Origin of the sequence: Geitlerinema sp. PCC 7407, assembly GCF_000317045.1 — a bacterium.
Lineage (GTDB): Bacteria > Cyanobacteriota > Cyanobacteriia > PCC-7407 > PCC-7407 > PCC-7407.
Map to the genome: position 1 here is coordinate 735,559 of NC_019703.1, position 14,176 is coordinate 749,734.

A 14,176-nucleotide genomic window follows, 5' to 3' on the forward strand; every position below is an offset into this window, starting at 1 on the left:
GCTTTCGAGACTTTGTTACGGTGCCCTACCAAGAGGAAGAGCGATGAACGTCAACCTTGCGAATTCCCTCAGCCATTCCCCTGGCGACCCCAATTTTTATCCCCGCGCCTCCGAGCAGTCGGCGTTTATGCCCCTAGCAGATCCCCTGACGGGCGATGACCTGCGCAGCTCATCCTCCGCTCCTTTGCCGCCCTCCAGTGGCGGTAGTTCCGAAGACCCGGCCCAAGCTGATTCTTCTTTCCTGGATGTCCAAGGGTTAACCGGAATTTTGGTGCAGGAATTTCAGATGGAGCTGAAATCCCTGAGCCGGAGTGCCCGGGCGATCGCCCTGCGGATTGCCCAAGAAGTCGTGCGTATCTGCACCAAAAGCGATCGTATTCAGGCGTCCGGTGAAATCCGCACCTGGCAGCTGGCCCTCGCCCGCCACCGCGTGAAAAAGTGCCTGAGCTACTACCACCTCGGCTCCGAGCGCGGCCGCGTCGACCTCCACAGCAACCTCAGCGCCATGGTGTATCGCCACGTCGCTCCCCTGCGCGCTCAGCTCGGGTTCCAGGCCCGCTACAACCTGATCGAAGACTTCTTGCAAGGGTTCTACATCGAAGTCCTGAAAGCCTTTCGCCGCGAAAACCAGCTCCCCGACTACACGCCCCGGACCCAGCTGGAGCTAGCCGAATACATGGCCTTTGCGGAGCAGTATGCCAAGCGGCGCATTGGCCTGCCCGGGCGCAACCGGCAGCAGCTGATCGTCCTGCGGGCTCAGGGCTTTGCGCGGCGGCAGCCCCCCGAGGCGAGCCTCGACATCGAGTCCGCCATGGAGGCCCCCCGCAACGATGCCGAGGTCACCTCGCAGTCCAGCGTCGCCCAAGAAATCCGTGAGCAGATGGTGACTGAGGCCGCGGACCCCGCCGAGCAGGTGCTGCGGGAGCGGGTGATCGGCGAGCTGGTGGCCTACCTGGAGTCCCAGGGCCAAAGCGACTGCATCGACTATCTGACTCTCAAGCTGCACGATCTGTCGGCTCCCGAAATTGACGAAATCCTGGGGCTGTCGTCTCGCCAGCGGGACTATCTCCAGCAGCGCTTTAAGTACCACGTGGAGAAGTTTGCCCGCACGCACCAGTGGAAGCTGGTTCATCAGTGGCTGGGGGCGGACGTGGATCAAAATCTGGGCCTGTCGCCCCAGCTGTGGGAGCGCTTTTTGGCCACGCTGAGCGCCGATCAGCGGCTGCTGGTCCAGCTGAAGCAGGCCCAGTGGGGCGAGGCCGAAATCGCTCAGGCCCTCAAGTGCACGGTGAAGCAGATGCGTCGTCGGTGGTCCCAGGTGCTGGATCTGGCCTGGCAGGCCCGCAATCAGTCGGAAGGGGAGGGGCGCTAGTCTGGGTGGCCTGGGGCGATCGCGCCTCTAGCAACTCGTGGGCAGCCCCCACCGCCACCACTCGCCCTGCCTCCAGGCGAACCAGGTGATCAGCCAGGGTGATGGCCTCGGAGCGCGAGTGCGTCACCAGGAGGATCGGTAAGTTTAGGCGCCGCTGCAAGGCTTTGAGTTCCTGTTGCAGCGTGGTGCGCAAGTCGTCATCTAGGGCACCAAACGGCTCATCCATGAGCAGCAGCTGAGGACAAGGGGCGATCGCCCGCGCAATGGCGACTCGCTGGGCCTGACCGCCCGAGATGTGCCGAATCGGGCAGGGGAGCAAGTCCTCAAGAGCCAGTAAATCCGCCAACTCTCGAATGCGCTGCTGTCGCTGGGATTTGGGCCAGCGATGAAGGGCAAAGCCAATATTGTCAGCGACATTGAGATGGGGAAAGAGGGCGTAATTTTGGAAGACATAGCCGACGCGGCGACGGTGGGGCGGCAGGTGCAGGGCGCGATCGCCCGCAAAAAACGGAGTGCCCTGCACAGTGATATGCCCCGCATCCGGCCTCAGCAGTCCGGCGATCGCCTGGAGCGTCGACGTCTTGCCGCAGCCCGACGGCCCAAACAGCACCGTGAGGCCCGTCGGCACCCGAAACTGCACCGCTAGGTCAAAGGTGCTCCGCCCGGGCGTTTTCCACTGTTTCCAAATCGCGACATCCAGCATGGCCGCCTGTTCTTTAGCCCTTGGCCGCTGCGATCGCCGCCACCAGCTCCGCAAACCCGGCCCCCTCAGCCGCAGTCGTGAGGTAGGCCGGACGATGGGCCAGCCGATCGGCATAGTGCCGGAGATTGGCAACCCCCACAGACAGCGGGAACAGGCTGGCATCAAACAAGCTTTCGTCATTGGGACTGTCGCCCACCGTCACCACCTCCTCGGGCTGCAGGTCCGGAAACTGTCGCCGCAGCACGTCCTGCAAGCCGGCGGATTTCTCCTGGGCCAAGGGCTTGATGTGGCACTGGACCGTGCTGTAGGTAAAGCCCCAGCCCGAGGCAGCGCACTGCTCTGCGAGCTGAGCGAGGTCTTCGGGACTGAGTCCCTGGACGTCAAAGGTCCAGTCCGTGAGGCGGAACCGATTGTCTCCGGACTCGCGCAGGTCGGGAAAGCGCTGCTGCAGCTGCTGGAAGCACTGGGCCAGCTTGGCCCGATGAACCAAGGGTTCCACCAGAGGCGTCAAAAACTCCGGTTCTTCCTGGTGGCCCCAGTAGCAGAGGCCGCCATTTTCGGCGATCGCCCCCCGCACCGGCAGATAATGGGCCAGCCCGTTGACCCAGCCCGCCGATCGCCCGGTTACAATCAGCACGTCAACGCCCGAGGTCGCCAGCGTGCGAAAGGCTGCCAGCAGATCCGGTGTAAACTTGCCCCCCAGGGTCAAGGTGCCATCCATGTCGGTCGCCACAAGGCGAATTTTCCTTAAGCAATCCGTAGCGATCGCCTGGGATAACGGTTCCATCGGCATAAAGTGTTGTGTAGTTCGTAGCGTGGGTGCGTGGTGATGCCCAAATTGACACCAGACCAGCGAAATTACCTGTATTTGACCGAAGCGGCCAGAGTCGGCATCCACAAGCCTATTTTGGCAGCTCTTTACCAGGCTCAGGGCCGCCCCAATCTGGCAGACGGCGAAACCGGCCTCGGCGTCGCTCCCGCCAACCGCATCCCGCTGTCCCAGGTCGACAGCTTCTCCGAGCAGGTCCAGTTCGCCGCCAATACCGTTCGCAGCATCACCGATCGCCTGAGCCGCGACGGCTGGTCTCCCGCCGATATTTGGGACGTCACCCAGGGCCGATACAGCGATCGCTTTTTGAGCGCTGTGGCCGCAGGCTACGCCCCCCCGGCCCAGGACACCAGCGCCGCCCGCCTAGAAGTTTGCAACGCCCAGACCCTGATCCAGGCCTACCTCCAAGACCTCGACATCGACTACCGGGCCGAGAGCCTGCCCCAAAATCTGGCCTACCTGGACAAAGCCCTGCTGACCCTGATCGAGCGGCTGCCCCGCTACTACGCCAGCCTGGGCCACCAGCGCGAAGCCATGGTGGAGGGCGTGCGGGTCTGGCGGCAGCTAGACACCCGGACCACCGCCATTGCGTCCCTCAATGCGCCCCTGCCGCCGGGAGCGACTCTGGCCACGGTGGATGACAGCTACCTAGACAAGCCGCTGATCGAGTTCATGCAGCGCCTGTCTTTCAATTTCTCGGGCCTACCCCACCAGCGCGAAGGGCTGCTGCGCCTGACCCAGCTCTGGCGACAGCTCGACTCCCGGGAAGCGGCGATCGCCTCCCTCGCCAAGGACACCTCCGGCGAAACCGGCCTGCGCATCGTCGACCCCGCCCTGATCGCCTTTGTTCAGCGCGTCCCCAGCTTCTATCAGGGCGTTGGTGAGCAGCGCCACGCCATCACCGAGGGCTACCGGATCTGGAACAAGCTCGATTCGCGCACCACGACCCTGACGACGTTGGGCGTCAACCCGGCCCTCTTTAGCGGTGGTCTCGATCGCGATGCCCTCGCCACGGCTGCCGCTCAGCTCGATCGCGCCCTCCTAGAATTTTTGCGGCGGGTGCCAACGACCTACCAAGAAGACGACCAAGAGCGCGAAGCCCTGATCCGCCTAGTGCAGCTCTGGCGCAAGCTCCCCAGTCGCGAGGCCACGATCCAGTCCCTCTTTGAAGATGTGCGCCGCATGGAGCAGGCCCGCCGCGACGCCATCGAGATCCCCAAGCCCCAGCCGATGACCCTGCCCAGCCGGCCCAGCGTCTGGACCCCGGACAACATTCAGCTCTACGCCAGCATCATTCCCAACGGCAGCTTTAGCTGGGCCGAGGCTACCCACGGCGGCACCCGGATGCCCCCGGACCAGTACACTGTGGACGCCATCGTGCGGATTGCCAATCTGGCTCAGCAGGCGCGCGATCGCATTGGACGGCCCTTTCACGTCACCAGCTGGTATCGCCCGCCCGAGATCAATGCTCGCGTGGGCGGAGCCTCCGAAAGCCGCCACATCGTCGGGGACGCCATCGACTTTTATTGCGATGGCCTGACCGGCGATCAGATCTACTGGGCCTTGGATCCGTGGTGGCCCGGCGGCCTGGGCCGCTATATCCAGTACCCCTATCTCGGCCACCTGGACGCCCGCAGCTATCGGGCTCGCTGGACGAACTAGGCGCTGCTCTCTGGGGGCGATCGCCCCACGCAAAATTCGCTCCCTCTCCTCTGTTTTTGCTTTCGAAGCACCATCCGGTTTCAGGCGCCTCAACCTTGAAGTCTTTCTTGAGGACTTCTTAACAGAACGGCCCCCTTTGATGCAAAGCTTCCAAAGCAGGGCATCCTAGGAAAAAGAGCACACCAGAACCCCCGAGTAAGGACTATGCCAACGCCCCTCTTCATCGTTGACCCCTGGTTGGCGCAGGCTCCCGCAAAGAAAACCACCACAGCCCAAAAGCCAGCCGCCCAGCCAGCCACCCCTGCCGAAGGCGCCGCCCCTGGGCAATTGTGGATGTTTACCTCCGGCGGTCTTGCCCTCTTGCTCATTGGGCTGGGCGTTTTTTACAAGATTCAATCTGACCAATTTCAAAAGAAGCTCAAGTTTGAAACCTTCAAAAACCAAGAGCTTCAAAAAAAGCTGAAACTGGCTCTGAGCACCATCACCAAGATGGAGCAGAACCCAGACTTGATTCACTCTCGAGAATTTAACCTTGACTACTTGAGAATGCGGATGGAAGAAGAAGTCTTCCACTTCGCAATCTTGAACCAAATCAAGATGAAGGTGAAAGACCGCATCACGATCGCGCTGCGCCCAACCCAGCACAACCAAGGGGTCGTGGGCGTCGCCAGTGCGGGCCGCCAGGTGGACCAAATCTTTGATGTGGAGTACGAGCCGGGGGATCTGCCCAAGGGAACCAAGCGAGTCCTGTTCCGGATTCAGATCAAGCTGGTCAAGCTGCCCACTCAGCCGACGTCCGTCACCATTAGCCAAATCATTGACTGCATCGAAACCTATCTGAGCCCAACGGCGGACCACGACACCTGGCAGCCCACGATCCAGGGGCGCATTGCCTACATGCACTGGGACCAAAAGGCCAAACCAACGCCTTTGCTGGTGCTGGAGCAGTCCAATGAGGGGGTCAATGTCACCTTCCGCACGACGCGACATACGACAGCACCCACCGGTGAGGCAGCAACAGCCAAGCCCGGAACGCCTCCGGCTCCCCAAGCCACCAATCGTCCCAATAACAGTGGCGCAGCCAGCAAGCCTCGCCCACCCAAGCAAACTCGCTAATCTTCCTGGCCACACCAAGCCTAGATTGGCTGTCTCAAACGCTTTTGCAGAGCTGACCCAGCACTCTTCAGGGTCAGCTCATGGCGTCGTCGGGAATAGCGTCAAACTTGTCAGGAATCAGCTCTTCTCCTGACTGGCAAACTGGTTGATAGATCCGGGCGTTTGGAGAATCCATCACGAAGGCAAGATCGGCTGCGCAGGCGCGATCGCCGATCGAGTGCCCAAACGGCCCGTATTCGGTGCTCAGCCAAGCCCGCACCTCCTCAAGAGCGCGCGCGTCCTCGGACGAAAACTGGATGTAGTTGACAGCGGTAGAGTTAGGAACTTGCAGGGTTACGAAGACCGTAGAAGGCTCTTTCTGGTCGGACATTCGCGGCGGCTGAACGGTCAGTCTGTAGGCAAGAATCGGGTTCATAAGTATTAGCTTGAGAGGTGTTTTATGTCGTGGTTTAGAGTCAAAGTTGACGGTGAGTGGAAGGATATTCTGTTTGCCTCGATTCGTGGGGGCAGGTGGGTTGTTCCAGGTGAGGCTATGGTTCTTCACACCGACACATACCCCTACATCCCAGTCTATTTTTATGATTACGACATGGATGATGAAGATGACCGTGAAACCTGGAATATGCTACTTCAGGTTAGCAATTTAGACGCCAGCTAAAAATCATCAGGAATCTTTGTGCGCAAAGCTGACAGCCTCTCTACGAGGCTGTTTCTGTTTTTGGAATAGCAAAATTGTCGGGTTGAATTTGGTGGCTAGGAGGGAGAGTGAGGCGAAGACTGGAGACGGCTGAGCACCTGCAAGATCGCCACGCCGACGCTCACCGTCAGGGCCAGCACCAGCCAGAAACCATCGGCGATCGCCTTTGACTGGTCCAGCGCCCAGCCCCCCAGGGGCGGCCCCACAAAGTATCCAATGGCCCAGCACTGGGAATTGATCGACAGATAAACGCCCCGCAAAGACGCCGGGGCATACTCCACCACCAAAGCCGACGCCGACGGCGTATAGGCCGCCATCGCCACCGCCTGAATGCTCACAGCCAGCACCGCCCAGGCCAAATGGCCCGCCGCCGCAACCCCCGTCAGCCCCACCAGCAAAAAGCCCACGCCCCACAGCAGCATGGACACCGTCAGGGCCTGGGGCCGACTAAAGACTGCTAGCCGCCGCGCGATCGGTAGCTGGATCAGCGCCGCGAGCACCACGTGCCAGGTAAACAGCGCGCTGATAGTAGCTGGCGCAAACCCGTCTCGGCCGGGCAGGGACAAAAAATTGCTGAAGTAGAGGGGCAAGGTGCTATTGATCTGGGCCAGGTAGGTCGTGAACAGCACATTCACCCCGACAAAAATCATCAGGCGGCGATCGCCCAAGGCCGTGGCCCAGGACTGGCGAAGCTGCTGCGGGGGCTCGTGAAACGAGTTGGTTTCGGCGATCGCGGCGTAGACCACCCAAAAGAAGACCACAAAGGAAATCCCGTCCACCACAAACAACGATCGGTAGGCCTGGGTGGTGCTGATGATGAGCCCGCCCAAAATCACGCCCACCCCCAGACCGATGCTGTCGGCCAAACGGGCGATCGCAAAGGCTTCGCTGCGCTGCTCCGGCTTGGTCAGGTCCGCCACTGCCGCTTCGGTGGCGGGCCAGTACAGGCCAATGCCCAGGCCCATCAGCAGGTTGCCCACCACAAACAGCGGGAAATTGTCCGCCAGCGCCAAGAAGACATCTGCCAGAGCCGAAACCAGGGCCGAGATCAGCAAGATCTTGCGGCGGCCCCAGCGGGGCGAGTCGGAGGCCGTGCCGCCCACAAATCGGCCCAGCACCCCGGAAATGGAGCCGCTGCCCAGGCCCAAGCCCACCGCTGTCGGGCTCAGGCCCACCTCATTGACGAAAAAGATCGGCGCGTAGAACAGCGTGAAGCCGGTGCCAATCTGCAACAGCAGCCGCCCCGCCGCCAAAATCCAAATCTGATAACCGAGCGATCGCAGTCCGGGGGGCCGAGCGTCAGGAGCCGGAGGCGTCATTCTGCTAGGGCCAGACAGAGCTGACGGAAGTGATCGCCCCGATGCTCGAAGCTGGTGTACTGGTCAAAGCTGGCGCAGGCCGGAGACAGCAGCACGTGGGGCACGCCAGCGGCGATCGCCAGCTCTGCCCCCCGCTCCACGGCCCGGTCCATAGTTTCGACAATTTCTGCGGCGGTGTAGCCGACCTGACTGAGGCGATCGCGGAAAGCAGGCGCGGCATCCCCGATCAGCAGCACTGCCACCGCCTTGTCCTGGATGGCCCGGAGCCAGCCGGTGTCGTCACCTTCCTTCGCCTCGCCCCCCGCAATCAGGATCACCGGCGCAGGCACCGCCTGGAGCCCAACCTCCGCCGCATCGTAGTTGGTGGCCTTGCTGTCATTGATAAAGCGCACCCCCTGCCAGATCCGGATCAGCTCCAGCCGGTGGGCCACGCCCGGAAACGCCGCGATCGCCTGCTGGATCGCCGCCTTCTCAATGCCCGCTAGCCGCGCCGCCAGGACCGCCATCAGCAGATTTTGCTGGTTGTGAGCGCCGACCATCGCCAAGGTGTCGGCCTGCACGATCGCCTCGTCCTGCACATACACCCAGCCGTCCTGGAGATAGGCGCCGCGCTCGGGGTTGGCTACCAGGGCGTCCCGGCCCTGGACGCTGGTCCAGCAGGCTTGGGGCCAGCGATCGCCCGCCGTGCGGCGCAGGTGCGGATCATCCCCGTTGATCACCTGAAATTCGGCCTGATCCAGCAGCTTGGCCTTGATTTCGTAGTAGCGCTCCAGGGTTTTGTGGCGGCTGAGGTGGTCTGGGGTGAAGGTGGTCCAGACGCCGATGCGCGGTGCCAGGGTGTCGGAGGCCTCGATCTGGTAGCTGCTGAGCTCGCCAATCACCCAGTCCAGGGGCGGCGTCATGCCCTGGGTGGCCTGGAGAGCCAGCTCGCACACCGCATGGCCAATGTTGCCGCAGGCCGGCGCATTCAGGCCCGCCGCCTGGAAAATCGCCGCCGTCAGGGCCGTGGTCGTGGTCTTGCCGTTGGTGCCGGTGATGCCGACCCAGGGATAGGTGCTCAGCGATCGCCAGGCCAGCTCGACTTCGCCGATGGTTTCGATGCCCAGCTCCCGCGCGCGGGCCGGCCCCGGCGCATCCCAGGGCACCCCCGGACTGACGACGACCAGCGCCGGGCGATCGCTCCCCGCTGCATCGCCGGTCAGATCATCGCTCATCGGATCAAAGCTGTGGCCCAGCTTGACCGTGATGCCTTCAGCGGCCAGGGCCTGCTGCTGCGCCCGCAGTCCTTCAGAATCGGTGCGATCGCTGAGCACCACTTGCCACCCCTGCTGCATCAGCAGCCGAGCCGCTGCTACCCCTGACCGACCCAATCCGATGACGTGCGCGATCGCCATAATTCTCCTGCGAATACTCGAACGCAAAGCATCCCCCATCCTACCGTGAGGGATGGGGGATTGCGGCGACAATCCTGCCTAGGGCAGGGGTTGCGGCGGTTTGACTAGCGCTTCACGATCGGGCCAAAGTCCGCTAGGACCCGCGCGTGGTTGCGCAGGAGGCCCAGCAGGTTGAGGCGGTTGCGGCGAATGTCGGGGTTTTCGTCCATCACCAGCACGCTCTGGGGACCGTCAAAGAAGTTGCTGATGGTCGGGGCGGTGTCTGCCAGCGCCGTCACTAGGCGGCGATAGTCCCGCGCCGACTGGGCGGCCTGGGTCTCGGGCAGCAGCTTGCCGAGGGCTTCATAAAAAGCCTGCTCCGAGGGCTGCTGGAAGCGTCCTGTATCCACCACATTGGCCGGGTCCAGGGTCACCGTGTCGAGGTCGCCCTTCACCGCCAGACGAGAGGCGCGGTTGACGATCTCGTAGATGGGCTCCAGGGTGCCATCTTGGCGAATCGTTTGCAGGAACTGGGCGCGATCGCGCACGTCCAGCAGGTCTTGGAGGGCGCGCTCGGTGTACTCGGGGTCGTCCTCTCCCAGCACCGCGCTCACCAAGTCATAGTCGATGTGGCGATCTTCCTGGAGCAGGGTTTGGATGCGCTGCAAGAAGAAGCTGCGCAGCTGACCCAGCAGATCCTCGGCGCTGAGCTTCATCACGGCGCCTTTCTCGGCGCTGAAGCGCTGCACCACCTGGTCCAGCAGCGCCGCCAGATTGATCGACAGATCCGCGCCCCAGATGATGTTGACGATGGCGGTCGCCGCGCGGCGCAGGGCAAAGGGATCCGAAGAGCCCGAGGGAATCAGGCCCAGGGCGAAAATGCTCACCAGCGTGTCGAGGCGATCGGCCAGACCCACCACCTGACCGACGAGGCTGGGCGGCAGGCGATCGCCCGCGCCCTTGGGCAGATAGTGCTCCGAAATCGCCTGGGCCACCGCTTCCGGTTCGCCGCTGACTCGGGCGTATTTTTCGCCCATGATGCCCTGGAGCTCGGGGAACTCGAAGACCATCTGGGTCACCAGGTCCGCCTTGCACAGCAGGGCAGCCCGCTCGATCAGCGCGCGATCGCCCGCACTCACCCCGAGCTGCTCGGCGATTTGGCCAGCGATTTGCCCAACGCGCTTCACCTTGTCGCCCATGGAGCCCAAGGCTTCCTGGAAGGTCACCGTTTCGAGCTGGGGCAAGAATTTCTCTAGGGACTGGCCGCAGTCTGCCTTGTAGAAGAACTGGCCGTCCGCCAGACGCGCCCGGATCACCCGCGCGTTGCCCGCCGCGATGATGTCTGACTTTTTGGGGTCGCCGTTGGAGATGGTGATGAAGCGCGGCAGCAGCGAGGCACCGGGAGCGCTCGGGTCCGCCTGGAAAATCGGGAAATAGCGCTGGTGGGTGACCATCACCGTGGTGATCACCTCCGGCGGCAGCTCCAGAAACTCGTCTTCGAAGGTGCCCAACACCGCCGTGGGCCACTCCACCAGCTGGGTCACTTCTTCTAGGAGGTCAGGGCTGATTTCAGCGACGCCCCCGGCCTTCTCGGCCACCAGCTTGATCTCTGCCTCGATGGCCTGACGGCGGATGTCCACGTCCGGCTCCACAAAAGCCTTGCGCAGGCGATCGAGATAGTGATCGGCGTGGTCGAGGGTGACCGGGTCGGGATGCAGCACGCGGTGACCCTGGGAAACGCGATCGCTGGTCACCGTCGCCCCGTCGTTGGGCAGGGTCAGGGGCAGCACCGCGCCGTCGAGGAGGGCCACCAGCCAGCGAATGGGCCGGGGAAAGCGCAGATCGCCGGTGCCCCAGCGCATAAAGCGGCGACCTTCGAGGGCCGAAATCCAGCCCAGGGCTAGCTCCTGCAAAATTTCGGCGGTGGGGCGGCCCGGGATCTGCTGCTGCAAGAAGACAAAGTCGCCTTTCTCGGTGCTGCGGATTTCGAGGTCCGAAACGCTGGCCCCCCGCGATCGCACAAAGCCCTCGGCGGCCTTGGTGGGCTGGCCATCTTTAAATGCAGCCTGGGCCGAGGGGCCTTTGACCAGCTCTTCGCGATCGGGCTGGCGATCGGGCAACCCTTTGATCAGCACGGCCAAGCGGCGAGGGGTGCCGTAAAGCTCGAGGGCCTCGGTGTGTAGGTAGTGCTCGCTGAGCGCCTGAGGGAGGCGCGATCGCCACTGTGCTAGGGCGCTGTCCACAAAATCTGCAGGTAGTTCTTCGGTTCCGACTTCCAGTAGAAAGGTCGCCATAGCGCGCCAAAGGGCCTCAGTTGCCTATGAATAAACTTTTGCGGCGGCGATCGCTCGGCGGGGCTCTGGGGTTGACCGCGTTGCCGGTGCCAAGGGGGCGATCGCCCACCACTTTCTAGAAAACTTTGCGATCGCGACTTTGCCAACCAACCGGTGCCGAAATGCGGCAGTTTGGCGACACAAAGCACGGTCGCTGCGTTCGGTGAGTATATCAAAATTGGTGAGTCCCCGTTCCCTGGGGGCGTCCCCCAGCCAGCCAAGAAGCTCGCTCCTGGTCTGGCGCAACCCCTTTCTGATTCCACCCAAAAGCGGGCCTCGGGGCAGTCCCCGAGACCCGCTCAAGCGAAGTGATTAGCACTTACAGGCTGGGCGTCTTTTGCGTTTGGGTGGGCGTCTGACCCACTTCGCTGTAGCCCATCTCGCCTGCGACCTGGCGCAGGAAGGAGATCTGGCTCTCAAAATCCAGCTTTTCTAGCTGCGGCAGCAATCGATTGGTTTCTTCACTCGCTTTGTAATCTGCGGGCAGGTCCACCACCGTATCCCCCATGCCCTGGGCCCAGGCGTACCACACCAGCAGCTGGTTGTTTTCGGTCAGGGCACCGTAGGCGCGGGAGAGCTCAGTGTCTCGGTTATCCACGATGTCCCGCATGACCTGGAGCTGCTCGTCTTCAGAAAGGTCGTAGAATTCACTGCCCAGCAGCTTGGGCGCTAGGTTCGGCTCAGCGGCAGCGGGGGCTGCGGGCGTCACAGAGTCGCCCATCTTCTCATAGACAAAGTAGAGAAACGCCAGTTTCTCATCGGTGCCCAGATTGTCAAAAACCTGAACAGTTTGCTTGACCTCTTCTGAGAGGAGCTCTAGGCGTTGTTGATTGGTGCTCATGAAATTTTGAGGAGTGTTTTTGTTGGCGGTTTCACGACCATAGTCACGAAAATCTGACAGAGTGTCGCCCGCCATCTGGAAGAGTTCCAGAAAGATTGCGATCGCCTCCACAATGCCTCAAAAGAAAGAGTGCGATCGCCTTTTTAGAGTCAGCAATTCTTCCCCTAACGGCTCAATTTCTCATTACCTAGTTCATCGCTCTCCGATCCCGATAGAGACGCTATGGCTCTTATGTTTGATTCCTCTAGCATGGGATAGAAAGCTAGGGGAAATCAATCCAAAAGTCCTATTCCTGAAGACAGATAACCTCAAGAGAGAGACCAAGACTACTCCCTTGGCAGATACGATTTGCAAGTGAAATTTGGTTAGCTATTTCCAGAGCCGTTGAATTTAGGAAATAACATCAACATGCGTCCTATTAATATTGGTCTTACTGACGAGCAGCGCCAAGGCGTGATTAACCTTTTGAATCAGGATTTGGCAGATGCCTATCTGCTGCTGATCAAAACCAAAAAGTATCACTGGGACGTCGTGGGTCCGCAGTTCCGCACCCTTCATGAGCTGTGGCAAGAACAGTATGAAGCGCTGCACGAGACCGTAGACGCGATCGCGGAGCGGGTCCGGATGCTGGGCGGCTATCCGATTGGCACTGCCGAGGACTTCCTCAAGCACAGCAGCATCTCGGAGCACGCCGGTGACATCCCCGAGGCGACGGAAATGGTGGCTCGCTTGGCAGACAACCACGAGCAAATCATTCGCAATCTGCGCGGGCACGTCGATCAGTGCTCTGAGAAGTTCCACGATGAAGGAACCGCTGACTTCCTGACGGGCCTGATGGAGGAGCACGAAGAAATGGCGTGGATGCTGCGCTCCTTTATCGAAGGGACCGCTGTGGAGCCCAATGGCAAAACCGCGAAGCAGACCGCTGCGGCGGGCGCTCGCTAATCCCCGTTTCTGACTTTCCGACCGAGGATTCTCGCGCAGGATTTCCTTTTCAGGATGCGTTCAGTTTTCAATTGCTTGGCCTTGCAAGCCCCCGAAAGCTCCGGGGGCTTTTTTTGGCTGGGGCGTTGTCTCCAGGGACGGCGGGCACCAGCGTCAGCACCGTCACCTCAGGCGGACACCCCAGGCGACCCGGCAAGTAGGTGCCCAGGCCCCGGTTGACGTAGAGCTGGTTTTGGCCGATGCGATGGAAGCCGTGGCCCCATTCCCAGTGGCGGACCCCGGCGACGCCGCCGCGCTTCATGTAGGGCAGCCAGCTCAGACAGGGTGGGGTGATGCGACGTAGAAACGGGACATAGGCGGGCAGCGCGCCCAGTCCGGGCAAAATCACCTGGCCGCCGTGGGTATGGCCCGCGAGCTGGAGGTCCACCCGCCACTGCTGCAAGGTTTCGGCGGTGTCTGGGTTGTGGGACAGGACGAGGCGGGGCGTGGTCGGCGGCAGGGTGTCGAGGACGGCTTCGGGGCGAAATTCTCGCGATCGCAGGTCGCCGAGGCCCACCAAGGCGATCGCCTCCCCCAGGGGATAGGCCACCTGATTGCGCAGGACGTGAATGCCCGCCTCGGCCAGAGACTCAGCAATGAAAGGCTTGATCACGCCGTGCCAGTAGTCGTGGTTGCCCAGGGACGCGAAAACGCCGGTGCGGCTGCGGAGCGATCGCAGGCGCGGGGCCAAGACCTGGACCGGCGCGGATTCGTAGGTGACGAAATCCCCCGTCAGGACGATCAGATCGGGCTCTGCGGCATTGGCTGCGGCGATCGCCTGCTCCAGCAGACGGTCCGAAAGGCGCAGCCCGTCGTAGTGAAAATCGCTGAGCTGCACAATGCGGGTGCCGACCAGGGCCGGGGCCAAATCGGCGATCGCCACCGTGATGTGCTCGACTTTGAGCCGCCCCGTCCTCGGTTGAAGCATTCCTCACTGACCCGGCCTT

Annotated in this window: 12 protein-coding genes; 4 read left to right on the forward strand and 8 right to left on the reverse strand. The window is 62.0% G+C overall.

Features of this window, described 5'->3' with window-relative positions; translation table 11 throughout:
• The first annotated feature begins 43 nt into the window (after positions 1–43).
• Positions 44–1,372, forward strand: coding sequence for a HetZ-related protein (locus GEI7407_RS03110; RefSeq protein WP_015170670.1), 1,329 nt, complete (start codon positions 44–46; stop codon positions 1,370–1,372).
• Here GEI7407_RS03110 and GEI7407_RS03115 read toward each other — a convergent pair.
• Both GEI7407_RS03115 and GEI7407_RS03120 read right to left on the reverse strand, forming a co-directional pair.
• Complete coding sequence (locus GEI7407_RS03115; protein WP_223294478.1) at positions 1,278–2,129, reverse strand: ABC transporter ATP-binding protein; 852 nt, start codon at positions 2,127–2,129, stop codon at positions 1,278–1,280. The genes GEI7407_RS03110 and GEI7407_RS03115 overlap by 95 nt on opposite strands.
• Positions 2,089–2,868: an HAD family hydrolase gene (locus tag GEI7407_RS03120; RefSeq protein ID WP_015170672.1), complete on the reverse strand. Its 780-nt coding sequence runs from the start codon at positions 2,866–2,868 to the stop codon at positions 2,089–2,091. The genes GEI7407_RS03115 and GEI7407_RS03120 overlap by 41 nt, the downstream gene beginning before the upstream one ends.
• Positions 2,869–2,904: 36 nt before the next feature.
• Here GEI7407_RS03120 and GEI7407_RS03125 point away from each other — a divergent pair, with 36 nt between their 5' ends.
• A complete protein-coding gene (locus GEI7407_RS03125; RefSeq protein ID WP_015170673.1) occupies positions 2,905–4,566 on the forward strand; it encodes a D-Ala-D-Ala carboxypeptidase family metallohydrolase in 1,662 nt (553 codons plus the stop codon).
• A gap of 204 nt (positions 4,567–4,770) precedes the next feature.
• Complete coding sequence (locus tag GEI7407_RS03130) at positions 4,771–5,682, forward strand: hypothetical protein (RefSeq protein WP_015170674.1); 912 nt, start codon at positions 4,771–4,773, stop codon at positions 5,680–5,682.
• 73 nt (positions 5,683–5,755) lie between these two features.
• Here the strand turns inward: GEI7407_RS03130 and GEI7407_RS03135 are convergent, their stop codons facing one another.
• The 5 genes from GEI7407_RS03135 to GEI7407_RS03160 form a co-directional block, all read right to left on the reverse strand.
• On the reverse strand, positions 5,756–6,097 hold the full coding sequence (locus GEI7407_RS03135; protein WP_015170675.1) for a hypothetical protein: 342 nt from the start codon (positions 6,095–6,097) through the stop codon (positions 5,756–5,758).
• 338 nt (positions 6,098–6,435) lie between these two features.
• Complete coding sequence (locus tag GEI7407_RS03145; protein ID WP_015170677.1) at positions 6,436–7,698, reverse strand: MFS transporter; 1,263 nt, start codon at positions 7,696–7,698, stop codon at positions 6,436–6,438.
• Complete coding sequence (gene murD, locus GEI7407_RS03150) at positions 7,695–9,092, reverse strand: UDP-N-acetylmuramoyl-L-alanine--D-glutamate ligase (RefSeq protein WP_015170678.1); 1,398 nt, start codon at positions 9,090–9,092, stop codon at positions 7,695–7,697. The genes GEI7407_RS03145 and murD overlap by 4 nt, the downstream gene beginning before the upstream one ends.
• A 104-nt stretch (positions 9,093–9,196) precedes the next feature.
• A complete protein-coding gene (glyS, locus tag GEI7407_RS03155) occupies positions 9,197–11,365 on the reverse strand; it encodes a glycine--tRNA ligase subunit beta (protein WP_015170679.1) in 2,169 nt (722 codons plus the stop codon).
• Positions 11,366–11,723: 358 nt separating this feature from the next.
• Positions 11,724–12,245 carry an orange carotenoid protein N-terminal domain-containing protein gene (locus GEI7407_RS03160; RefSeq protein WP_041268647.1) on the reverse strand — a complete coding sequence of 174 codons (522 nt, stop codon included), beginning with the start codon at positions 12,243–12,245 and terminating at the stop codon, positions 11,724–11,726.
• A 408-nt stretch (positions 12,246–12,653) separates the two neighbouring features.
• Between GEI7407_RS03160 and GEI7407_RS03165 the strand changes: the two genes are divergently transcribed.
• Positions 12,654–13,190, forward strand: a complete 537-nt coding sequence (locus GEI7407_RS03165; protein WP_015170681.1) for a Dps family protein — start codon at positions 12,654–12,656, stop codon at positions 13,188–13,190.
• 67 nt (positions 13,191–13,257) lie between these two features.
• On the opposite strand, the gene GEI7407_RS03170 is transcribed toward GEI7407_RS03165, so the two are convergent.
• Positions 13,258–14,157, reverse strand: a complete 900-nt coding sequence (locus GEI7407_RS03170; RefSeq protein WP_015170682.1) for a metallophosphoesterase — start codon at positions 14,155–14,157, stop codon at positions 13,258–13,260.
• Positions 14,158–14,176 lie beyond the last annotated feature (19 nt).